Here is a 22,960-nt window from a genome sequence, read left to right as displayed (position 1 = left end):
CGGCAACGCAGATCTTGCGGAGCTGCGCTAGCGAAACCATAACGAAGGTAAAACATAAGAACAGCAACTGATTGTTCTGCGCAGAAAAGCTTGCTTCAGTGCGCGCTCAAACGGAACGCAACAGCGCCTACTTTAGGGCGGATGACCAACTCTCTTTCGCGGCTCGAATTGCTCCACCAGATACCGCGGTCAGCGCAACAGCACTGACCGCTCAGGCATCTCCGTCAGATCGACAAGCACAGCTTCCCGAAATGCTTCCCCGCCGCCTGATGCGCAAACGCATCGGCGATGTCTTCCAGCGCAAAGGTCTGGTCGACCACCGGTTTGATGCCGGTGGCGTCTAGGGCGCGGACCATGTCGCGCTGGTGGCTGCGGCTGCCGACGATCAATCCCTGCAGGGTCTGGTGACGTTGCATCAGCGCCACCGTCGGCACCTGGCCGGCAATGCCGGTCAGTACGCCGATCAAGGCGATGTGGCCGCCGATGCGGCAGGCCTGGATGGATTGCCCCAGCGTGTCGGGGCCGCCCACTTCGATCACGACGTCGACGCCGCGGCCGTTCGTGCAGTCGAGCACCTTGGCCGCCCAGTCGGTATCGCGGCGGTAGTTGATGGTGAAATCGGCGCCCAGTGCCTGCGCACGCGCCAGCTTCTCGTCGGACGACGAGGTGGCGATCACGGTGGCACCCATGTGCTTGGCGAACTGCAGCGCGAAGATCGACACGCCGCCGGTGCCGAGCACCAGCACGGTGTCGCCGGCCTTCAGGCGCGCGTCCACCACCAGCGCCCGCCATGCGGTGAGCCCGGCGGTGGTCAGCGTCGCCGCTTCGGCGTGGCTGTAGCCGCGCGGTGCATGCGTGAACCAGTGCGCGGGGCGCACCACGGTGTCGCGCGCATAGCCGTCGACGCCGTCGCCGGGCACGGTCGCGAAATCGGCGATGGTCGGTCCGCCATCCAGCCAGCTCGGGAAGAACCTCGAGACGACCGCGTCGCCCACGGCGAACTCGTCCACGCCTTCGCCCACCGCCTCCACCACACCGGCGCCGTCGGACATCGGGATGCGGCCGTCGGCGCTGGGCATGCGGCCGGTCACCACGCCCAGGTCGTGAAAGTTGAGCGAGCTGGCATGCACGCGCACGCGGATCTCGCCGGCGCCCGGCTGGCCGGGATCGGGCAGATCGACGAGGCGGAGGTTCTCGAGGCCAGCGGGCTGGCGCAGGGTGATGGCTTTCATGGGCACGACATCCTTAGCGAAAAAGTGGCGAGGGGCAGTGCTGCACCGGTTGCAGCGCGACCGTGTTGCAGGCATTGTCGGGATGCACTTCCTGCATCGCAAGAACGTACAATTTTCGCAGGTACTATCAATTTTGTAGGTACAACGACCATGCGTCTGAAACGTCAGGATGGCAAGAGTGGCTGCGCGGTCGAAGTCACGCTTTCGGTGATCGGCGGGGTGTGGAAGCCGGTGATCCTGTTCCACCTGCTGTCCGGCAAGAAGCGCTTCATGGAATTGACGCGCCTGGTTCCCAATGCCACGCAGCGCATGCTGACGCTGCAGTTGCGCGAACTCGAGGAGGACGGCGTCATCGTGCGGCACGTGTATCCGCAGGTGCCGCCCAAGGTCGAATATGCGCTGACACCGCTGGGCGAATCCCTCGCGCCGGTGCTGATCAGCCTGCGCGAATGGGGCGAGTCGTATCGCAGCAGCGAGATGACGCGCGCGCCGGCCGCTGCAGCCCCGGAATGCGCACTTGGCGAAGCGACGGCTAATTGATTCGGGCAGGAGATTCCACAAACCGGCGCGCGCATCACGAGGCGACGTCGGCGTGGCAGGACGCACGCCGTGGCGTCGCAGAACGTTGATGGTCGATAGCGACATCGCTGCAGATGCAAGGTCCGACGAGGCAAGGGAGCCTTCAACAGCGAAGGAAGGCCCACTTGCGGGAGTCAACGATCATGCAAGCAGCGGCGAACGACGCCTGCCGGTGACCCGACCCTGGAAGGCGTCGGGACTGAAGTCCCTCCCACAGTGGGCTTGGCCAATGCACCGCAAGTTCTGAGGAACGGCCGCCGCCGCGACGCGCGTTAGCGGGATTGCCCGTCGCGGCTGCAGCGGCCGCCTGCCGCAAGCACAACGACGTGTCGCGCTACGCCGTGGCAAAGCGTGTCGTCAGAGATGCCGCTCAAGACTTCGGCGGGGTGTTGTTCTTGAACGCCTGCAGCACCACCAGCAAGCTGGCCAGATTGTCGGGGGCACCAGCCTGGGCGATCTTCTCCACCGCCCCGGCCGTGGCACCCGGGCCATGCGTCTGCCCAACCTCCTGGAGGGACGCCTGCGCCGGTTTGTTGCTCTGCTGCTGCCCAGACACTGCGCTCCCGAACACCATGCCGACCGATGATGGCGGCGGCGCAATCGGGCCCTGCGCACGCGCTGTGCCGACCACTGCCTGCATCTGTTGTGCGAGCGCGGCGAACTGGCGATCGACCTCCTCCTTTACCTGGCGCCTGATCGTATCGGCCAAAAAGTCGGCCTGCTGGCCCACCGACGTCGCTCCATCTAGATGCGGATCCGCGTGTCCTTTCGGCAAGGCCAGTTCCAGCGCTGCTGCGGCCGCGATCGCATCGTGTGCCGCCTGGTCGCCATCGCGGATGGCGGAATCCGCGCTGCGCCTGGCCGCATCGATCCGCTGCCGCGTGCGTTCGATCTCGGCAGTACGTGACGACGCCGCCGGATTGGGCGTCTCGTTTGTCGCCTGCGGCGTTCCCTGGGTCGACGCGGCGAATGCGCGCAATTGCGCGCGCTCTTCCTCGGACAACTCACGTCCCAACCACTGGCGGGTCATGTCGTACAAGGCCTGGGTTTTCGGATCCGGCGTCTCGGTCATGCGCTACTCCCTGCGGGTGATGTGTGGGGGATGCCGTCGTGCGGCGACGCGTGGCCGCCTGCGCAGCGTGCGCTCAATGGCTACCGGGCATCGGAGTGATCCGGCGCGTCGTTGGTGTTGCCGGACTGCTCGGCTGCCGGGCCCGGTGCAGCCGTCGCTACGGCCACGATGGCATCTGTCGGCGCGTCGATCAGCTGAAGTTGCGAAGCATCCTCGGCCGCCGGCGCTTCCATTTTCTTGAGCAAGACGGCCTGCGCCGCCAAGGCGGTCTTGCTGTGCTCGCCGAAGTACGTGCCCGCCGACGGCACGGTCAGGCCCGGTGCCTGGCTGACGCGCATCTCGACACCCGCCTCATCCGATACCGGCGCACTGGCGAGGGTCGCGGTGGGCGCAGACGCGGACGCGGCGCCGGACGTTGCCGGCAATGCCCCGATCTCTGCGGCGTGATCGTCGCGCCGCCCGGCGGCTGCAGGTGCCTGCGCGGTGGCCTGCCCCGCCTCGCCTGGTGTGGCTTCGTCGTTTGCATTCGGCAGCATAGGATGTCCTTGCATGGGCTTGGCAGGGCGATGTGGGCTGCCACTACGCTTGCGTCGCGGCACCGGCGAGGCACGAGTGTGACGCTGCAGCGTACCGCGTCGGGCGACTGCGCCATTGATCTTCGATCACGAATTGCGTGGAGTGGCTGCGCTTGTGGCCTACTCTCACCGGCACCCGTACCCTCACCCCCGACCCCTCTCCCGGGGGGAGAGGGGAGTTTGCACTGTCGCGCGCCCCATCTTCTTCGCAGCGATTTTGGAACCACTGTGCCTGCGTACGGGCACCCTCACCACAAACGCAGCGCGCAGCTCCAACGAAAAAGCCGCACCCGGCAGCGCGCCGGGTACGGCTTCAGTCGTGCGCCGCGAGCAGGATTCAACGCGTGGCAGACGCACCCACGTTGAACAGCTGGAACTCGCGGATATGCGCGGCATCGACGCTGGACAGGATGTTCAGGCGCACGCGCGAGGCGGTGACCGCGGGGAAATGGTCGATCTTCATGTGGCCGATCGCCTGCGCCTGCGCCACCTTGACCCAGGCGCCGTCGCGGAACACTTCCACCGCGTACTTCTGCACCAGTTGGCCGTCGTTGAGCCATTCCATCGACAGCGCGGTATCGAAGGTCACCGGCTGCTTGAACTGCAGCTCCAGGGTGGCGTGGTGCGCGCCGTCCGGCGCGCTCCAGAAGGTGTCGCGGTCGCCGTCCACCGCCGCGGCGATGCTGTCGTCGCTCTTGAGCCGGCCGCGCACCAGGTTGCGGTCGGCGCCGTAGCGCGCCTGCAGCGCCTGACCCATTTCCTCCAGCCGCTTGACGTCGGCCTCGGGCAGCAGGCCGCGCTTGTCCGGGGCGATGCCCAGCACAAGTTGGCCGCCGCGGCCCACGCTGTCTTCCCAGATCTGCACCAGCTCGTCGACGCTCTTCAGCGTCTGGTCGCTGTTCGGGTGCCAGAACCACTGCAACTTGTGCAGCGGCGTATCCACCTCGACCGGGCGCCAGCGCAGATAGCCGTGGCGATCGATGGTGTTCCAGTTCTCGCCCTCGATCACCCCGGCCTCGTTGCCGACCCAGCGCACGTCGCCGTATTCGAACAGTGCGGTATCGGCGAAGACCATCGCGTTGGGCTGGTAGGTGCGCAGCTCTTCCATGTACTTGTCGAAGTTGTACACGTGGCCGGCGCTGCCGGCGCCGTCCAGCCACCACTCGGTGAGCGGGCCGTAGTGCGAGGCCAGGTCCACCAGTTGCGCGGCGTAGAACTTGTCGTAGGCCTTGGGATCGGCGTACTTGGGCTCGTGGCGGTCCCACGGCGACAGGTAGATGCCGAAACCCATGCCTTCCTTGCGCACGGCCTCGCCGGTCATCTTCACCAGGTCGCCCTTGCCGCCGAGCCAGGGGCTGTTTTTCACCGAGTAGGCGCTGTCCTCGGTGGGCCACAGCGCGAAGCCGTCATGGTGCTTGGCGACCAGGATCAGGTACTTGGCGCCGGCCGCCTTGGAGGCGCGGGCCCACTGCGCAGGATCCACCTGGTCCGGCGCGAATACCTTCGGGCTGGCGGTACCGTCGCCCCATTCGCGATCCAGGAAGGTGTTGGTGCCGAAATGCACGATCACCCCGAATTCCAAGTCCTGCCAGGCCACCTGCTGCGGCGAGGGTTTGACCTCGGCGAAGTTCTCGGCGAGCAGCGGCGGCGCGGCCAGGGCGGTCAGGCCGAGCGCGGCCAGCCAGCGGAGCGGAGAGAGCGGGCGGTTCGGCATGGCGGATCCTCGCAAGCGTCTGTCGGGCAGGCGGCGCTGCCGGTGGTGTCAGCATATGGTATTTAATTGATGATAAATAGGTATCCCCGTTGGCGGGACAGGACCGTACCACATGATGTCGCCTTCGCTGTTTCCGCTGCTGTCATTGTTCGCCGTGCGCGCCATCGCCGGCCCGGCCGCCGCCGCCCCGCCACCGATGCCGCCCTCGCCCATCGTCTACAGCGAATTCGTCAACGCGCAGACGCCGACCGCGCAATGCCACGCCTCGACCCTGGTGGAAACCCGCGACGGCCTGCTCGCGGCCTGGTTCGGCGGCCGCCACGAGGGCGCCGACGATGTCGCCATCTGGGTGGCGCGCCGTGACGCAACGGGCTGGCAACCGGCGCAGCGCGTGGCCGACGGCACGCAGCCGCAAGGCAAGCCATTGCCGACCTGGAATCCGGTGCTGTTCCAGCCCGCGCAAGGGCCGCTGCGGCTGTTCTACAAGGTGGGCCCCGACCCGAAGCGCTGGTGGGGCATGCAGACCACTTCCAGCGACGGCGGCCATCACTGGTCCACACCCGAGCGCCTGCCCGCCGGCATCCTCGGCCCGATCAAGAACAAGCCGGTGCAGTTGCCCGACGGCCGCATCCTCAGCCCCAGCAGCAGCGAGGACGCCGGTTGGGTCGCGCACATGGAATGGTCCGACGACAACGGCGCGCACTGGACCCGCGGCCCGGCGATGAACGAGCCGGCCAAGATCGGTGCCATCCAGCCCAGCGTGTTGCTGCACAAGGACGGCCGCCTGCAGGCGGTGGGCCGCAGCCAGCAGAACCACGTGTTCAGCACATGGTCGCACGACCAGGGCCGCACCTGGGAGCCGATGACCCTGCTGGACCTCGCCAACCCCAATTCCGGCACCGACGCGGTGGTGCTGGCCGACGGCCGCTCCCTGCTCGTCTACAACCCCACCGAGGCCGGCAAGGACTGGTGGGACGGCCGCGGCGTGCTCGCCGTCGCCCTGTCCGACGACGGCCTGCACTGGACCCGCGTGCTGACCCTGGAAGACAGCCCCAAGGACGAGTTCTCCTACCCCGCGGTGATCCAGACCCGCGACGGCCAGGTGCACATCAGCTACACCTGGAAGCGCACGCGCATCAAGCATGTGGTGCTGGATCCGAAGCGGCTGGGTGTGGAGTCAACGGCGGCTGCCGGCGTCAGGTGAATCTTGCTCGGGACTCGGGGCCCAGGACAGGGGACCCGGAGAAGCAAGAGCAAGAGCGCTGCTGTGGCGGAGACAGATCAGGTCGTGGTGTGCGCCTTTCCGGGCCCCGGGTCCCGGGTCCCCGGTCCCGGCTCCTCCAGCATCGCCACCATCCGCCGCACCCGCGCCACATCGGTCTGCATGCGGTCGCCGCCGAGGCCGCGCACATGCGGATGCGGCGCCAGCGCCCGCGACGCCAGCGGCCCACGCGCCGACCCATGGAACTCGCGCGCGCCGGTCCGCGTACGCAACTGCGCCAGGTTGGCCTCGGTGACGCCAGACCCTGGCATCACGCTCAGCCGCGTGCCGGCCTGCCGCACCAACGCGGCGATCAGTTCGGCGCCCTCTTCCGCCGTCTCGCGCGCACCGGAGGTCAGCACCCGCTCGCAGCCCAGCGCGATCACGTCTTCCAAGGCACGCCGCGGATCGGCACTAACGTCGAAGGCGCGATGGAAGGTGACGCCGAGCGAACCGGCCGCGGCGATCAGCTCGCGCATCGTCGCCCTATCCACCTCGCCGTCCGCGGTCAGCGCACCGAGCACTACCCCGTCGCAGCCCAACCGCACGCACTGCTCCACGTCGCGGCGCATCGCCTCGACTTCCGCAGCGTCGAACACGAAATCACCGACACGTGGACGGATCAGCACGTACAGCGGAATGCGCAACCGATCGCGCACCGCCGCCAGCGTGCCGAACGACGGCGTCAGCCCGCCGCCATCCAGGCCGCCGCACAACTCCACCCGCATCGCCCCGCCATCCTGCGCGGCCAGCGCCGAGCCGATCGCATCGGCGGCCACTTCCAGCCCCATCTTCACCGTGCCGCTCATGCCGCCGGCGCCGCGAAGTGGCTCTGCCCGGGCAGCAGCAGATCCTGCCGCTGCGCATCGCAGACCGCATAACTGAAACCGGGCTGGATCGCGAACGCACCGACCTCGCCGCGCTTGTTCATCGCCAGGAACCCCACCTGCAGGTCGCGGGTGAGCTGCGGCTTGCGCCGCACGATGCGCATCACCACCTCGCGGCAGGCCTCGGCCGGGCTCTTGCCCTGCCGCATCATCTCCACCACCGCGAAACTGCCGACGTTGCGAATCACCTCTTCGCCGACGCCGGTGGAAGTCGCCCCACCTACCTCGTTGTCCACGTACAGCCCCGCCCCGATGATCGGGCTGTCGCCGACCCGCCCGTGCATCTTCCAGGCCATGCCGCTGGTGGTGCAGGCGCCGGACAGATTGCCGTGCGCATCCAGCGCCAGCATGCCGATCGTGTCGTGGTTGTCCTTGCCGCCGGGCAATGTGCCGCGACGATAGGCGCGGTTCTCGATATTGGCCTCGGGCGCGTAGTGGGAGGTTTTCAGCCACTCCTTCCACGCCTGTTCCGATTCCGGCGTAAGCAGCTTGGTGCGCTCGAAGCCCTGCGCCAGCGCGAACTGCAGCGCGCCATCGCCGACCAGCATCACATGCGGCGTCTTCTCCATCACCCGGCGCGCCACCGAGATCGCATGCACGATGTCTTCCAGCGCCGCGACCGACCCGCACCCGCCGGTGTGATCCATGATGCAGGCATCCAGCGTGACCCGCCCATCGCGGTCCGGATAACCGCCCAGCCCCACCGTGTGATTGTCCGGATCCGCCTCCGGCACCCGCACCCCGGCCTCCACCGCATCCAGTGATGCCCCGCCGCGCGACAGCACTTGCCATGCCGCCTGGTTGGCTGCGACCCCGAAGTCCCAGGTCGAGATCACCCTTGCTGCGCCGTGTGGCAGCGGCCCGACACCGGTCGTGGCCTGTGCCTTGGCCGCGGCGCGTGCGCCCGGCAGCACACCGCCCAACCCGGCGGCCAGGGCGCCGAAGGCGGCGGTTTTCAGGAAGTGGCGGCGTTGCGGCATGGGAGGCTCCGGCGTTGGGAAGGCGCGCGGGGGCGTGCGCTTAGCCTTACATCATGCGGCAGAGTGGGAAGGGATTAAATGACCTGCTTGCATCAAGGAGCGCCTCGGCCCGCCTGCTCCTGCAAGATTGCGTCAAAGCCCGCCCGACCTTTCATCAAACTCATCGGTGTGTCCCCATAGTCGTTCCGCAAATTGATGTCCGCGCCATGCTTCAAAAGAAGCCTTGCCACCTCTGGATGGTTCCACATCACAGCATAATGAAGAGGAGCATTACCAATATCGCCGCCAACATTAATATTTTTTACAAATGGAATGAATGTTTTGACAACTTCAAAATTTCCATCCATTGCTGCAACGTGCAATGGCGTATCCCCATCCATTCCAGGACTTTCAGGCCCCTCCACCTCATAGCCCTCAAACATTGCCATCACCCTAAATTTAGTAAGAACCGAATCCAGGAGAGATTCATCATGAGCATTCATTTGGGCACTGCATCCTGTATTGCTGTTCAAGCCGCCGAATAGTCTCCGCGTCCTCGGAAATAGTCTTAGCATGTCTTCCCTCTGGCCAATTGGGATGAGGCCAAGAGGCATCCCAAGTCTGACGCATGGAATTCAATGCCTTCAAAAAATTAATTCGGTTTCTTAACTCCTTACAATGATCAGGATCACGCTGATATCCAGACCGTTGAAACTCTTTGTATGCACTATACTCTTCTTTTCTGCGCGCCGAATCATCAGATGCATTATTTGCCAGGTAGCCGTTAGCCCCAAGGATAGGCGAATTATAAAAATCCACACCTGCCATCAAAATGCCAGATAGCACTTCAGATGAAGTTGGCGCCCTCATCCGTGGATCCCGATATGTCCCAGCCAAATCTTCTCCAGATGAATCGCCGTAACGACCTCCGGGCGAAATAGGACCGGGCGCGGCCCAATACAAAGGAGGAAGAACGACTTGTAGGCCACTCATGTCAAACGAGCTTATTGGTCGCGCCAAGGCATAACCAAAAGTTGAATACCCTCCTCCCAACCCAATCGGATCACTCTGCCCATACCGCCCGGTTCCTGGCTCATAGTCACGGAAGTAGTTCTGGTTAAGCCCGCTCAGCGCGTCGTAACGCTGCCCAGGGAAGCGCATATCGAACACGAAGGCAGCGCCATCCTTGTCGGGGTCTTGGTCCGGAGCGGTGGCGCCGAAGGCTTCGCCTTTCAGGTCCCAGCGCCAGATCGCCACGTCGCGGACCGGATCGATCACTGCGCGCGGCGTGCCCAGGTGATCCGGCTGCACGTAGCGCAGCGTGGTCTTGGCCAGTACGCCGACCGACAGGTCGTCCAGCCAGATCGCCTGCTGCACCACCGCGCCGTTGTTGTCGTAGTCGCCCAGCCAATGGCCGCTCTCGTCGTACAGCGTGTAGACGTTGGTCTTACCCACCCGCCGCACTTGCTCGCCGCGGCCGTTGTAGGCGTAGTTCCCCACGACCGTGCCGCTGCGCTTGACCTGTGTCAGCCGTCCATTTGCTCCATATACGTACTGCACTGCCGTGCCACCGATGGCCGTCGTGTTGCCGGCCGCGTCATAGCTGCGTGCGGTACCGGCCACGCTGCCGAGGCGGTGGCTGGTGGTCGGATAGCTGTAGGTCTGCGTGGTGGTGTTGACCTTGGCGCTGAGGCGGTTGCCGGTGGCGTCGTAGCTATAGCCATCGATCACCGTATCGGTCGGGCCGTCCTTGAACGCGGTCAGCCGGCCCAGCGGGTCGTAGTCCAGTTTGATCACCGGCGCGGTATTTCCCGGCGCGGTCAGCGCGCTGAGATTGCCGACCGGGTCGAAGGCGAAGCCCACCGCCAGACCGTCACTGCGGGTGTCGTTCACTGCCAGCGGGCGGTAGTCCTGGTCCAGCACGCGCTGCATCGGACGGCCGTTGCCATAGGTCCACCCAGCCACCGGGCCGAACGGATAGTAAGTCGCCTGGTTCAGCAGGACCTGTCTTGTACCGCCAGGTGGCGTCACCCCGACTTCGGTGGTCTGACCTTGGGCATTGCGCACGTAGTCCACCACCGCCCCATCCGGGTAGATCAACCGGCTCAGCTGCCCAGCCTTGGTGTAGGCGTAGCGGACCACGAACACCTTGCCGTTCGTGGTCTGCACTTTGCGCACCAACTCGCCGAAGCGGTCGTAGCAGTAATCGGTGCTGCCGCTGCCGTCCTGCATCCGGGTCAGGCGGCCCACGCCGTAGGTCTCGCCGCTGGCGCAGGTGCTCTGGCTGACGTCGTAGGCGTAGCTGACGTTGAGGCTGGTGGTCGGATAGGTGACCTGGGTCAGCCGGTTCAGCGCGTCGTAGCCGTAGCTGGTCTTGATGTTGCGCGCGTCGGTCTGGGTGGCGCGGTTGCCGGCGCTGTCGTAGGTGTAGGTCGTGTTGCCGGTGTCCGGGCTGGTGAGCATGGTCAGGTCGCCCAGGCCGTTGTAGGCGTAGGTGGTGTCCAGGCCCTTGGGATCGGTGACCTTGGTCAGGTTGTCCAGCGCGTCATAGCCGAAGGTGGTCTCGGCGGCGATGCCACCAACGTCCTGTAACGTGCGCGCCAGGCGGTTGAGCGGGTCGTAGTCGTTCTGGGTGACATGACCGAGCGCGTCAGTGACGGTCTTGGTGTTGCCGCTACCGTCATAGCCGAAGTCGGTCGGGTCGCCCTGCGCGGTGGCCTGCGTGGCCAGTTGGCCTAGCTGGTTGTACACCCGCGAGAGCGTGCGCTTGAGCGCGCCCGAGGCGTCCTTGGTGTCTTCCTTGAGCCTGTTGCCGGCATTGTCCAGGGTGTAGTGGATGGTGTTGCCGGCGTTGTCGGCGATATCGGTCAGCCGGTGCGCTGCGTCGTAGGTGAAGCGGGTGAACGCGCCATCGGGCTGGGTCACCTGCTTGACCAGCCCGGTCGGCCAGTAGTCGATCGCGGTGATGCGATCATCGCTCTCGCTGCTGTCGTCGGCTCCGCGTACCTTGCTGGCAGTCAGCCAGCCACGCGGGTGATAGGTGTAGTCGGTGACTACGCCATTGGCGTCCTTCGTCGACAGCACGCGGCCTGCGCCGTCGTAGGCCAGGTACTCGGTGACCTGGCCGAGCGCATTGGTCGCCTTCCAAAGGTCGCCCTTGCGGTGCGGGCAGGTGGTTGGGGACGTGGCGCAGGTGCTGTCGTCTGTGGCGTAGTAGGTAAAACCGGTGACATCGTTGACGTCTGTCCGCGGACCGCTCTTTTGCGTCAGCAGCCCTGCCATTGGGCAAGCATTCCCAGTGACGTCGTCCGCTGAGCAATACTTGAGCAACTGCTGACGAACACCGGCTTGCGGTGCAGATGCGGAACCACAGTTGTAAGCCAAAGCGCTCGCGCTACTTGGGTCAATCGTGCACTGAGCAGACAAGGCACCGTTCGCCGAGTACACATAGTTGGTGATGGAACTGACACCCTGCGATGTGGAGGACTGCAACTGGACAATCTGATTATCGGCGTCACGTATCCGCGTACGTGTACGTTGCTCCGCTTTACCTGCCGCCTCAACTTCGGTAATAGACGAACCGCCGCCACTCAGGGATTCGTCATAGGACCAGGTATTACGTACGCCATTCCCATCGACGGATGCCGCCAAACGCCCATCATCGGTAAACGTCCGCGAAAGAGATAAATTAGGCCCCACGATACCAGTGACTTGCCTAAACGCTCCCGCGCCGATGGTGTACTGATAGCTAGTTCCATTAGGCTGAGTAACCAACACGGCACCGTTGTCGACGTAGTTCAACGTCGTCTTCTCTACCATCCCGGCATCGACATGCAATCCGCTCGAAGCGACCTTGCCGTCATCGACATAAGTGAAAGAGGCATAGCGCACGCCATCCTCTACTATTCCGGTCAACAAATGACGTATCGACGCCGGTGCAGCGCCAGACTCGTTGTAGACGTATTCACGGCGACTGCCATCCTGGCGCACGACAGCAGCGAGGTTACGCTCTGCATCGTACTCGTAGTGCACCGTGCTCCCGTCGCTCAATGCTAGGGCAGAAAGCAAGCCGTTTTCGTAATAGAACGACAACGTGCGGCCCAAGCCATCCATTACTTGGAGCAAGCGTCCCTTTTGGTATGACAGACTTACACTCCGGTCAGGCGCCGCCTGGAAAAAGATGTTCGTCAATAGTCCATCAGTATTGTAAGTCCTTTGCTCTCCACCAGGCCGTTTAAGCAGCCAGGTATTACCCTGACGGATCAACAGGTCGGATTCATTACGAGAACCGCGGTAGGCATTGCCGGACAACAGTACGAATTTTTCGAAGTAGCCCTCTGCTGACATCAGATAAGGGACACCGTCGTAGCCAATTTTTTCCAAATAAGAATGACCCCAGCCTTGGGCCATAGTGTCGGAGATCTGGATCTGCTGCAGAGAATGGTAATAACGCGCAAAGGGACGACCCGCAAAATCGAAATCCTCTTCTACCCGCAACTTGTCGCCTGTTGCTGGGAAACAAGGATGCAAATTTGCAGCGCACGATGATGTCTGCGTGATACCTAGAGGTGACCGCACCTCGATATAAGCATAAATTTGGCCTGCAGTGCATAAATTTGGCCAAATCGCAATATAGTCAGGATTCCCGGAGTTATTGTACTCTGGACTATACCCCCACACCGGCCAAAATCCTGCCTCACAATCAAAATTCTGAAATTTCTGCAATTGGTTTTTGCGCGGATCACTAGCCGGCCAACTTGGACATTGAATGTCGTAATGAAACCACCTTCCTTGCGGAGTGTCGAAGGTTATCTGGCCATGCCCACCCACTGCACTACTGAAAACAAAAGGCTCAGCATAAGAGCCCTGGTAGCTTTCGTTACTTAATGAGCAGTCCGGATAAGACCGACGCATGTAGGCCATAAATTCTGCATTCATCTCCTCCTCACTTGCGCACATGCCTCCATATCCAAAATAGGGATCATCCGCTTTTGAACAAAACGGAGCGCCACCTGGCGAGCTCGCTCCATTACTATAGCCCGGGGCGTAAAATCGAATAGGAGGACGATCTTTCACCGCATAAGAAATAATAAGAGAGGGAGAGTTACTACCGGGGTTTTTTACACTGGAACCCGATCGCTCCAAATAGGCCCCATGGTCCGCTTGACCGCGCATGTAGGACTCAGCCTCTGTAAGGCTGGCAAAGCACGATTCACCATAGCAATACTGAGAGGCTTGCGCGTGCAGATTCATCGAAGGAATAAACCATAGACTTAGCGCCCCTAAAAATAAAGCCAGAATAGAAGCACTTGATTTCATAGTCACAATCCCTTTCACTCAATAAGATCAGCATGCGCCGGCCAGATTAGACCAATTTTTCCACGCCGAACTCCAGACCTATCAAGCCTGGATCAAATCAAATTCCAATCTGATACTTTATTAAGAACACAAATTCATCCCGCCACCGCAAACCGCTCCACCACCATCCCCTCGATCGCCTCCAGATCCGGCAGCAACGCGCTCTGCTCGCCAAGCAGCACGCGCATGTGCACGCCGGGCGGTAGGGTTTCTTCGGAGGCGTCGGCAAGCAGGCCGTCGCGGGGGACGGAGATCAGTTGCGGGAAGGACTGGGTGAGCAGCGCCACGTACGGCAGGTCGGGATTGCCGCCCAGGGCCTTGAGCACGACGATCTTGTTGTTGGCGGCCACGATCTCGGCGCCCAGGCCGGTCAGGCGGGCGAAGGAGACCAGCGGCACTTTCCAGCCGTACCAGGCGATCTGACCAAGCAGCCAGTGCGGGGCGTCGGGCAGTGGTTCGACCGGCACGCGCGACATCACTTCGGCGATGGTGGCGTTGGGCAGCAGCACGCGCTCGCTGCCGGCCAGGATCAGGACACCGCGGATTTCGTCGTTGCTGGCGTAGCTGCTCATGGAATGACTTCGTCCTGAAAGCGAAAAAAACGCGCGATGCGGGCTCAGTGGGGAACGGCGTAGGCCGCCGCGCTCAGCCGCTCCACCGCGCGGTCAAGGCCTGGGCCAGTTGCGCCGGATCGCCGCCGGGATGGCCCTGCAGGATCAGTTGCGCGCCGGCGGCGGGGTCGTAGCAGCCGTCGCCGGATTGCCCGGCCACCCAGGCGCCCTGCGCGGCCAGCGCCAGCACCGCCTCCACCTGCTGCGGATCGCTGCCGCTGAGCAGCAGCACTGCGCTGTGCGCGGCCGGCAGGCCGGCGACTACCGAAGCGCCGGCGTCCTGGGCGACGAAGCGCAGGCCGGCCGTGCCGTGCACGCCGACGTCGTCGGGCAGGATGTAGACGTTGCCGGGAACGACCGGCTCGCCGGCCTCGGCCAGCAGCACCGGCAGCGCGGACACGCGCGCGATCTGTTTGACCAGGTTGCCGTAGCGGCCGCCGTCCAGGCGCAACTGCACCAGCAACGGCAGCGGGAAGCGCTCCGGCAGTGCGGCGAGCAGGCGGCGGATCGCGTCGGGGCCGCCGATACCGGCCATCACCAGCACGGCGCCGCGCGCAGCATCGGCACGGGCGCCGGGGCCGGCACCGCTCGGGGACGTAGGCTCCTCAGAGTCCAGCGCCACCAGCGACAAGCCTTCGGTGGAGAACTGCACGCTGCGCTGCGGTTCGCGCGGCGGCGGCGCGCTCAGCGGCGCGTCGTCGTCGACCAGCGACCAGGCACTGGCCGGCAGCGCCGCGGGTGCGGCGGCGGGCGCAGCCGGTGTGGCATCGGCATGCGGCGCAGCCGGCACCACAGGCGCTTCGCTGGCAGCGGCTTCGGCGCGCGCGAACTGCAGTTCCTCGAAGCCGGGCGCGACATCGGCCGGCGGCTGCCAGGTGTACATGCCATCTTCCGGCGCGGCCTCCGCGAAGCTGGCGGCTTCGTCGACGTGCACGCCGATCGGCGCGGCATCGTGCAACTGCGCCGGCGTCGCCGGCAGGCCCGGCTCCGGCTGCAGGCCGGTCTCGGTCTCGCGGCCGGGCGGCAGCACGTCCTGATGGCCTTGCAGCTTGGCCGCCAGGTGCCGCGCCCAGCGCTGCGCTTCCCAGCCCTCGCGGCGCGCGGCCAGCTCGGCCTCGTCGAAGATCACGGTGATGCCGGGCAGCGCCAGCGCCGCATCCAGCCGCTCCAGCGCATCCTCGATCGCCGGCTCCAGCGCGATCAGCACCGCACTGGGAGCGGCATCAGCCAGGGTCTGCGCATCGATCGCGCCGGGGTCGTCTTCCAGCACGATCGCCGCGCCGACCAAGTGCAACGCTTCGCGCAGGCGCTCACGCGCCTTGCCGGGACGGGCCAGCAACGCGACCGGCGTGGAAGCGGCGTCGCCGTCATTCGCGAACACGGGCGATCCCCAGCAGGTCGTAGACGTTGCGCATCAGATCCAACTCTTGGTAAGGCTTGCCGAGGTAGCGCTGCACGCCCAGTTCGAAGGCGCGCTGGCGGTGCTTTTCGCCACTGCGCGAGGTGATCATCACGATCGGCACGGCGGCGTAGCGCGGGTCGGCGCGCATCGCGGTCGCCAGTTCGTAGCCGTCCATGCGCGGCATCTCGATGTCCAGCAGCATCAGGTCGGGCACGCGCTCTTCCAGACGCTCCAGCGCCTCAACACCGTCGCGCGCGGACACCACGTCGAAGTTGTGCCGTTCCAGCACGCGGCCGGTGACCTTGCGCATGGTCAGCGAGTCGTCGACCACCATCACCAGCGGCACGCGGCGCTGTTCGGTCGGCGCGGCCTCCACCACCGGCCGCAGCGGCTGCGCCAGGTAGCGGCGCACCAGCGGGGCGATGTCGAGGATCACCACCACGCGGCCATCGCCGGTGATGGTGGCACCGTAGATGCCGGGCACCGACGCGATCTGCAGGCCGACCGGCTTGACCACGATTTCGCGGTTGCCGAGCACCTGGTCGATCGCCACCGCCGCGCGCAGGTCGCCGGCGCGCACCAGCAGCAACGGCACCTGTGCCTGGCCTTCGGCCCGTGCCGGCGCCTGCCCGACCAGCGAACCGAGGTCGTACAGCGCGTACTCCTCGTTGCTGTAGCGGTAGCCACCGGTTCCGGCTTCGAAGCGTTCGCGGCCGATGCGGCCGATGCCGCTGACCGAGGCCACCGGCACCGCGAAGGTGGTGTCGCCGATCTGCACGAACACCGCCTGGGTCACCGCCAGGGTCTGCGGCAGGCGCAGGGTGAAGGTGACGCCCTGGCCGCGCACCGAGTGGATGTCCACCGAGCCGCCGAGTTGGCGCACTTCGTTGCGCACCACGTCCATGCCCACGCCGCGGCCGGCCAGCTGGCTGACCTGGTCGTAGGTGCTGAACCCGGGCGCGAAGATCAGCGCATCCAGTTCGTCGTCGGACAGCGCCGCGTCGGCGGCGATCAACCCGCGCTGCTCGGCACGGCGGCGGATCGCCTCGCGGTCGAGCCCGGCGCCGTCGTCGGCCACTTCCAGCACGATTTCCGAACCTTCGCGGCGCAGGCGGATGGCGATGTTGCCCTCCTCCGCCTTGCCCGCATCACGCCGCTGTTCCGGCGCTTCCAGGCCGTGCGCGACCGAGTTGCGCAGCATGTGCTCCAGCGGCGCGACCATGCGGTCGAGCACGTTGCGGTCGAGTTCGCCGTGGGTGCCTTCCAGGCTCAGATGCACCTGCTTGCCGGTTTCGCTGGCGGCCTGGCGTACCACGCGCCGCAGCCGCGGCACCAGGCCATCGAACGGCACCATGCGCGCGCGCATCAGCCCATCCTGCAGCTCGGAACTGACGCGCGACTGCTGCTGCAGCAGGCCGTCGTACTGTCGCGCCAGGTCGTCGAGTACGCCCTGCAGGCCACCCAGGTCGGCCGCGGACTCGTTGAGCGCGCGGCTGAGCTGCTGCAGCGTGGAGAAGCGGTCCAGCTCCAGCGGGTCGAAACTCTGCTCGGCCTGGTCCTGTTCGCGCTGGTAGCGGGCGACGATCTGCGCCTCGGTTTCCAGATCAAGACGCCGCAACTGGTCGCGCAGACGCGCATTGGTGCGGTCCAGTTCGGCCATCGCGCCGCGGAACGCGCCCAACTGCTGCTCCAGTCGCGAGCGATAGATCGCCACTTCGCCGGCATTGTTGACCAGGCGGTCGAGCAGGTCGGCACGCACGCGCACCTGTTCCTGCATCGGCCGCGCGAGCATCGACTCGTCGTCGAGCGTGCCCTCCACCGGCAGCGGTGCCGACAGTGGCGCCGGCACGGCCGCCAGAGCGGTGTCGGCCGGGGCGGCGTCGGCCACCGTCACCGGCGCCGCAGCAACGCGCTCGGTGTCGCTGACGGCGGTGGGCGCCCGCCCGTGCGTGCGCGCGTCGAACGCGCCGATCAGTTCCTGCGGCATCGCCACCGCGCGGTGGTTGCCGGTCAGGGTCAGCAACTGGTGCAGGCGATCGAAACCGCGTTCCAGCAACTGCACGTCCTGGCGGTCGAGTTCGGTGCGATGGGCGGCGACCGCCTCCAGCAAAGACTCGATGCCATGGCCGAGGTCGCCGATGGCGTTGATCCCGGCCATGCGCGCGCCGCCCTTGAGCGTGTGCAGGTCGCGCTGCAGGCCGCCGAGCACATCGCGATCCTGCGGCGCGGCGCGCAGCTGGGCAACCAGGCGATCGCAATGGTCGAGCAGGTCCTTGCCTTCGTCGACGAAGATATCGACCAGCTCGCGGTCGAGGTCGGCGAAATCCAGCGGACCGAGATCGGCCGCCGGCAGATCGGCAGGCGCACTGTCGGCCGGGGCCTGTGCGGAATCGGCTGTTTCCGCGTCGGTGTGAGGGTCGTGCTGCGTGCTGTCGGCAGAGCCCGCTGTGTCGGCATCCGCCGACGTGGTCGTGTCGTTCCGAGTCGCGTCGTCCTCGGGCGCATCATGCGCCGCGTCGGCGGTCGCGTGATGCGGGTCAGTCACGGCTGCGTCGTCGGACGGGGGTGCGTGCGCGGCGTCATCCGCTTCGCCGCCAGCGTCGTGCGATGCGCTGTGCGCCGCCACATCGGCCGGCTCGACGTGCGCCGCATCCGCGTCGGCCTCGGTGTGCTCGCCCACCGCGTCGATGGTGCCGGAGGCGGCACCGCCCTCGCCTGTCAGCTCGTCCGGGTGCGACGCGGCATCCGGGGCGGCGTCGCCATGCTCGGCGGCGGCCTCGGTGTCGTCGTTGGCCGAGGCCGCGCCGTCGTGGCGCCAGCCGCTCGACGGCGCCAACGGTTGCTGGCGCAAGCCGATCGCAGGCGCGTCTTCGTTGAGTTGCTGCTCGTGCGCTTGGTCGGCGTCGCCTGCGGGCGCGTCGGCGTCGTGGTGCGCATCATCATGATCCGATGCATGCGCATCCTGCCCGTCTGCAGACGCATCCTGGATGTCGCTCGCCTGTGCGTCGGTCGCATGTTCGTCGGCATCATGGTCCGCTGCAGTGTGATCGGACTCCTGCGCTTGCGCGGGCGTCTCCTGCGTTGCCTCATCCTGGGTTTCGGTCGCGTGCGCCTCGGCGTCGCGGTCCACTGCCGAATGATCCGATGCTTGCGCATCCTGCCCGTGCGCGAATACCTCCCGGGTTTCCTCGGCTTGCGCGTCGGTCACCTGAGCCTCGGCGTCGCGATCTGCTTCCGAATGATCCGGCGCCGGCGCATCCTGCGGGTGCACGGGCGCATCCTGGGTCTCCTCGGCGTGTACGTCAGCCTGGCGATCCTCGGAACCCTGCGCGTCGCCATCGTGCTCCGGCGCCTGCAGTTCCTGCTCGTCCATCGGCGTGTCGGTGGCAGCATCGGCGACAACCGCATCCACTTCCGCGTCCCGCTCAGCGCCCGGCTCCAGCGCTTCCGGCGCCGGCTCGGCCGGCACCTGCTCCACGCTTAGCGGCGCCTCGACCGTCAGTTCGTCGAGTTGGCCGTCCTGCGCCAATGCTGCCTGCCCGTCTGCCTCGCGCGCGTCGTATGTCGCCGCCGCTTCGACCGGTGTCGCGTGCTCGGTCGGCGGGTGGTCCTGCGTGGAAACATCCGTTGCAGGTGCCGTGTCCTCGCTCGCCGATGCCGGCATGGCCGCATCAGCATCAGCGTCGATGGCAGCCTCGGCATCGGCCCGCGTGGTCTCCGGTGCCGCGTCCGAGGACGGCGCGGACGACATGTCCGCGTGGACGTCAGCGGTACGCTGATCGGCATCGGTCTCGTCGGCCTGCGTGGCCGCTTCGTCCGCCGGCAGCGTTTCGTGCAGATGCGCGGCATCGCCCACGAACGCCGACAGGTCGTCGGCCGCGGTGAGTTCCACTGCCTGCACGGCCTGCGCATCCAGGCCGGCCTCGGCCGGTGCGGACGCGGACAGGTCTTCGTCGTCCTCGTCGTACGCGATCGGCGGCCACTGCACTTCCGGCAGCGTCTCCACCAATGCGCGCAGGCGCTGCGACAGGTCGGTGAACGGCGGAATCACCGGCGACGGCGCCTGCAGTTCCGCAATGGTGGCGGCGATGGCGCGCGCCGACTCCTCGAGCGCACGCACGCCCTCGGCGCTGGGCACGCTGCCGCCGGCCAGTGCGCGCTTGATGTAGCTCTCGGCCGGGCCGGTGACCGCGGTGATCTCCGGCACGTCGGTCATCGCGAACGCGCCGCTCATGGTGTGCATCGCGCGCAGCAGCGCTTCGGTCGCCGGTTGCGGCGCGTGCTGCAGCCAGGCGTGCACGGTCTCCAGGTGGGTGGCGACCTCGGCTTCGAGGATCTCGCGCAGCACGCTGTCCACCGACGCCGGCGTGCCCGCGCGCGGCGCGGCCGGAGCCTGCGGGGTGGCGAAATAGAAGGCCTCCTCGCCGGCGGCGATGCGCTCGGCCACCGCCTGGATCGCGTCCAGATCGGCCTGCACCGCGCCTTCGCCGCGCAGCGCGGCATTGAGCTGCGGCAGCACCGCATAGGCCTGCTCGACCATGGCCACCACCGCCGGGCTGGCCGGGCGCGACCCATCGAGCACGCGGTTGAGCATGCTCTCGATCTTCCAGCTGAACTCGCCGAGCACGCGCGCGCCGACCAGGCGGCCGCTGCCCTTCAAGGTGTGGAACACGCGGCGGATCGGCCGCAGGCTTTCCGTGTGGCCGGGCGCGGCGCGCCAAGCCGGCAGCAGCGTGCCGAGATTGACCAGTTCCTCGTCGAACTCCTCGAGGAACACCGCGCGGATTTCGTCGTCGATCTCGCCATCGCCGTCGATGAAGCCGGCCTCGAGGGCAGGCGTTGCAGCCGCGGGCGCGGTGCTGGGCGCGGCGCTCGCCTCCGCGCTGGCGGGTGCGGCGGCATGCTCGCCGCTGCTCGCGGCAGAGGTGACATCGAACTGCGCGGCCGCGGCTTCCAGGTCGGCGAGGAAGGCGGCTTCGACGTCCGACACGGCAGGCGCATGAGCATCGGAGGTGCCGGTCTCGGCCTCGGGCACGACGTGCTGCGGTGCCGCTTCGGAGTCCTGCGGTGTCGACGACAGCGACTCGGCGTGTTCGGGCGTCGACGGCACATCGGCCGGCGCATCGCGATGGGCGTCGTCGTGGGAGGCTGCAAGCGCAGGCGCGTCATGCGCCTCGGTGTCGACCAGGACGACCGGATCCGACGGCAGCGCAGGCGTCGTGTCGTCGTCCTGTACCGCCGACGACGCGTGCCAGTCGAGCTCGTGAACCTCGTCGGCCGCGGCGGTCGGCGCGTCGGCGAACGCCGGCGCGTCTTCCAGCTCGATGACCAGCACATCGGTGTCTTCTGCCGCAACCGGCGCGTCGACGACGATCAGGTTCGGATCGTCGCGTTCGTCCAGGCCCGCCAGCGTGGCCGGCGTCTCAGTCTGCGCCTCCTCGGTGTATTCGGCGGCCACCGGATCGAAGCTGGCGACATCGGAGACGGAGACCGTAGGTACAGCTGCAGCATCGTCCTCCTGCGCGAACGCGGGCGGCGTTTCCGGCCGCAGCGCGTCCTGTTCCAGCACCAGCGAATCGAGGCTGATGTGCAGCGGCTCGGCGGTGCCGGTCCAGCTGTCCTGTTCGGCCGCGACCGGATCGAAACTGAGCGCCTGCGACGGTGCCGTGGACTCGCGCTCGTGCTCGTCGCGCGCAGCGCCATCATCGGCCGGCACGGAAACGGGTTCGGCCGCGGTATCGGCTTCGTCCGTCGCCAGGGTCCACTGCGGCGCCTGCGGTGCGGACGGCGTGGCGTCGGGTGCGCGCGTCGCCAAGTCCGGCGTGTCCTCGGCCGATGCCAGATCCCAGGCCGGCACGGTCGGCGCGGCGATGGTCGCGGCATCGGGTTCGACGATCGGCTCGGCCGACGTCGACCGCGCCTGCTCGCCCGCCTCGGTGGCTTCGCTTCCGGTCGGCAACACGCCGGGCGCGGCCGGTGCGGTCTCGGGCAACGGCCAGTAGCGCAGCGCTTCCAGGCTGCTGCGCGTGATGTCGAGGATCTCCTCGCGCCCGGGGCGACGCTCGCGCAGCGCCTCCAGGTAGTACTCGAGGCTGGCCATCGCGTCGGCCAGGGTGTCGAGCTGGCGGCCGCTGGGCACGCGGCGCTTGCCGATCAGTTCGGTGGCGACGTAACGGCGCACGCCTTCCAGGTAGTCGGCCGGCTGCGGCAGTTCCAGCATGCGCAAGGCGCCGGCGACCTCGCCGAGCAGGCGCGGCACCTCGTCCAGACGCGCATGGTCCCAGTTGGTCTCGATGAAGGCGACGAAATGCTCGCGGGCGCTGCCGAAGTTGGCGATGGCCTCGTGCGCCAGCACTTCCACCGTGCGCCGCGCCTCGGCGGCGCTGGCGTCGTCGTGCACGTCGCCGCCGGCGCCCAGGTAGGCGACCTGGTCGTCGAGCGAGGCGTCCACGTACAGCAGCGCGCCGGCGATATCCAGCAACAGGCCTTCGTCGGCGGCGCGGGTGCCGTCGACGATGCTGCGCAGCGCGTCGCGCTGCTGCACCACCACGCTGCGCGCCACACCCAGGCCCATCACGCCCAGGGTGTCGGCGACGCTGCCCAGCTCATCGACCTGGGTCTGCAGCGCGGCGACATCGCCGCCGGTGCGCAGGTGCAGGTCCAGCGCGTCCTTGACCCGCAGCAGTTCTTCCTTGATCGCGGTGCCGACGGTGTCGAGCAGCTCGCGGTTGCGCCCGGCGAGGCTGCCGCGCGCATGGTCCAACTCGGCCTCGGTGGCGGCGGCCGCGTCGGGCGCCAGCGCGAACAGCGCGCCTTCGCTGAGGCCGGCTTCGCCGCGCGCGGCGCGGATCTCGTTGAGCAAGGGCAGCAGCACGATCGGAATGTCGCGATGGCCGTCCTGCAGGCGCTCCAGGTAGTCCGGCAGCAGCACGGTGCCGCGCATCAGCGTGGCGCAAGCCTCGTCGCGGTCGGCCGCCTGGCCGTTCTGCACCGCGATCGCCAGCAGTTCCAGCTCCTCGGCGACCATCGCCGGCGCGTACAACTCGACCATCCGCAAGGTGCCCTGCACCTGGTGCAGGTAGCCGGCGCAGAAGCGCATGCGGCCGGTGTCGGCCGGTTCCTCGACGAAGGCTTCGATCTCGCCGCGCACCTGGCGCAGGGTCTCGTCCAGTTCCGGCTTGACCCAGCCCAGCGCGGCATGGCTCATCGCATCGCGCAGCGCGCTCATCGCCGCATCTCCACGGCCGGGCACGCGCCGTGCCGCGCGAGCGCGGCGACGGGATGCGGGAGTTGTTCACGGTACGTCATGT

At 66.7% G+C, this 22,960-nt stretch carries 13 protein-coding genes; 2 read left to right on the top strand and 11 right to left on the bottom strand.

The annotated features are described in order from the left end of the window. Positions 1-224: 224 nt before the first annotated feature. Entirely contained in the window at positions 225-1,232 is a 1,008-nt protein-coding gene (locus GGR64_RS10260) for an NAD(P)-dependent alcohol dehydrogenase (RefSeq protein WP_184645626.1), read from the bottom strand. Between the two features lie 150 nt (positions 1,233-1,382). Between GGR64_RS10260 and GGR64_RS10255 the strand changes: the two genes are divergently transcribed. Next, positions 1,383-1,772 carry a helix-turn-helix domain-containing protein gene (locus GGR64_RS10255; RefSeq protein ID WP_184645624.1) on the top strand — a complete coding sequence of 130 codons (390 nt, stop codon included), beginning with the start codon at positions 1,383-1,385 and terminating at the stop codon, positions 1,770-1,772. 409 nt (positions 1,773-2,181) lie between these two features. Here GGR64_RS10255 and GGR64_RS10250 read toward each other — a convergent pair whose 3' ends face one another. The 3 genes from GGR64_RS10250 to GGR64_RS10240 all read right to left on the bottom strand — a co-directional run bounded on the left by GGR64_RS10250 (position 2,182) and on the right by GGR64_RS10240 (position 5,172). After that, a complete protein-coding gene (locus GGR64_RS10250) occupies positions 2,182-2,883 on the bottom strand; it encodes a hypothetical protein (RefSeq protein ID WP_184645622.1) in 702 nt (233 codons plus the stop codon). Between the two features lie 80 nt (positions 2,884-2,963). Then, positions 2,964-3,419 (bottom strand): hypothetical protein, encoded by a 456-nt coding sequence (locus GGR64_RS10245; protein WP_184645620.1) that lies wholly within the window; start codon positions 3,417-3,419, stop codon positions 2,964-2,966. Between the two features lie 376 nt (positions 3,420-3,795). Further along, the gene (locus tag GGR64_RS10240) at positions 3,796-5,172 is read right to left on the bottom strand and encodes an alpha-L-fucosidase (RefSeq protein WP_184645618.1); all 1,377 of its coding nucleotides are present in this window, start codon (positions 5,170-5,172) and stop codon (positions 3,796-3,798) included. A gap of 112 nt (positions 5,173-5,284) precedes the next feature. On the opposite strand from GGR64_RS10240, the gene GGR64_RS10235 reads away from it, so the two are divergent. Continuing rightward, the gene (locus GGR64_RS10235) at positions 5,285-6,376 is read left to right on the top strand and encodes a sialidase family protein (protein WP_184645616.1); all 1,092 of its coding nucleotides are present in this window, start codon (positions 5,285-5,287) and stop codon (positions 6,374-6,376) included. Between the two features lie 77 nt (positions 6,377-6,453). Here GGR64_RS10235 and GGR64_RS10230 read toward each other — a convergent pair whose 3' ends face one another. The 7 genes from GGR64_RS10230 to GGR64_RS10200 all read right to left on the bottom strand — a co-directional run bounded on the left by GGR64_RS10230 (position 6,454) and on the right by GGR64_RS10200 (position 22,878). Beyond that, on the bottom strand, positions 6,454-7,224 hold the full coding sequence (locus tag GGR64_RS10230; protein WP_184645900.1) for a copper homeostasis protein CutC: 771 nt from the start codon (positions 7,222-7,224) through the stop codon (positions 6,454-6,456). A gap of 14 nt (positions 7,225-7,238) precedes the next feature. Then, a complete protein-coding gene (locus tag GGR64_RS10225; protein WP_184645614.1) occupies positions 7,239-8,300 on the bottom strand; it encodes a N(4)-(beta-N-acetylglucosaminyl)-L-asparaginase in 1,062 nt (353 codons plus the stop codon). A gap of 92 nt (positions 8,301-8,392) precedes the next feature. Continuing rightward, positions 8,393-8,782: an ankyrin repeat domain-containing protein gene (locus tag GGR64_RS10220; protein ID WP_260302982.1), complete on the bottom strand. Its 390-nt coding sequence runs from the start codon at positions 8,780-8,782 to the stop codon at positions 8,393-8,395. After that, on the bottom strand, positions 8,769-13,598 hold the full coding sequence (locus tag GGR64_RS20845; protein WP_260302981.1) for an RHS repeat domain-containing protein: 4,830 nt from the start codon (positions 13,596-13,598) through the stop codon (positions 8,769-8,771). Before GGR64_RS20845 ends, GGR64_RS10220 begins: the two co-directional genes overlap by 14 nt. A gap of 134 nt (positions 13,599-13,732) precedes the next feature. Continuing rightward, a complete protein-coding gene (locus tag GGR64_RS10210; RefSeq protein WP_184645612.1) occupies positions 13,733-14,209 on the bottom strand; it encodes a chemotaxis protein CheW in 477 nt (158 codons plus the stop codon). 73 nt (positions 14,210-14,282) lie between these two features. Beyond that, positions 14,283-15,629, bottom strand: coding sequence for a chemotaxis protein CheB (locus tag GGR64_RS10205; protein WP_184645610.1), 1,347 nt, complete (start codon positions 15,627-15,629; stop codon positions 14,283-14,285). Next, positions 15,616-22,878, bottom strand: coding sequence for an Hpt domain-containing protein (locus GGR64_RS10200; protein WP_184645608.1), 7,263 nt, complete (start codon positions 22,876-22,878; stop codon positions 15,616-15,618). Before GGR64_RS10200 ends, GGR64_RS10205 begins: the two co-directional genes overlap by 14 nt. Between the last annotated feature and the right edge of the window lie 82 nt (positions 22,879-22,960).

This window comes from Xanthomonas sp. 3307, from assembly GCF_014199735.1.
In the GTDB taxonomy this organism is placed as follows: domain Bacteria; phylum Pseudomonadota; class Gammaproteobacteria; order Xanthomonadales; family Xanthomonadaceae; genus Xanthomonas_A; species Xanthomonas_A rydalmerensis.
The sequence above is the reverse complement of the archived record's forward strand: the minus strand, read 5'-3'. Positions and strand labels throughout refer to the sequence as shown.

What these genes read in the sequence shown, in the direction of transcription:
- GGR64_RS10260 (WP_184645626.1), bottom strand. Translation starts at nt 1,232, where the DNA reads ATGAAAGCCATCACCCTGCGCCAGCCCGCTGGCCTCGAGAACCTCCGC.
- GGR64_RS10255 (WP_184645624.1), top strand. Translation starts at nt 1,383, where the DNA reads ATGCGTCTGAAACGTCAGGATGGCAAGAGTGGCTGCGCGGTCGAAGTC.
- GGR64_RS10250 (WP_184645622.1), bottom strand. Translation starts at nt 2,883, where the DNA reads ATGACCGAGACGCCGGATCCGAAAACCCAGGCCTTGTACGACATGACC.
- GGR64_RS10245 (WP_184645620.1), bottom strand. Translation starts at nt 3,419, where the DNA reads ATGCTGCCGAATGCAAACGACGAAGCCACACCAGGCGAGGCGGGGCAG.
- GGR64_RS10240 (WP_184645618.1), bottom strand. Translation starts at nt 5,172, where the DNA reads ATGCCGAACCGCCCGCTCTCTCCGCTCCGCTGGCTGGCCGCGCTCGGC.
- GGR64_RS10235 (WP_184645616.1), top strand. Translation starts at nt 5,285, where the DNA reads ATGATGTCGCCTTCGCTGTTTCCGCTGCTGTCATTGTTCGCCGTGCGC.
- GGR64_RS10230 (WP_184645900.1), bottom strand. Translation starts at nt 7,224, where the DNA reads ATGGGGCTGGAAGTGGCCGCCGATGCGATCGGCTCGGCGCTGGCCGCG.
- GGR64_RS10225 (WP_184645614.1), bottom strand. Translation starts at nt 8,300, where the DNA reads ATGCCGCAACGCCGCCACTTCCTGAAAACCGCCGCCTTCGGCGCCCTG.
- GGR64_RS10220 (WP_260302982.1), bottom strand. Translation starts at nt 8,782, where the DNA reads ATGAATGCTCATGATGAATCTCTCCTGGATTCGGTTCTTACTAAATTT.
- GGR64_RS20845 (WP_260302981.1), bottom strand. Translation starts at nt 13,598, where the DNA reads ATGAAATCAAGTGCTTCTATTCTGGCTTTATTTTTAGGGGCGCTAAGT.
- GGR64_RS10210 (WP_184645612.1), bottom strand. Translation starts at nt 14,209, where the DNA reads ATGAGCAGCTACGCCAGCAACGACGAAATCCGCGGTGTCCTGATCCTG.
- GGR64_RS10200 (WP_184645608.1), bottom strand. Translation starts at nt 22,878, where the DNA reads ATGAGCGCGCTGCGCGATGCGATGAGCCATGCCGCGCTGGGCTGGGTC.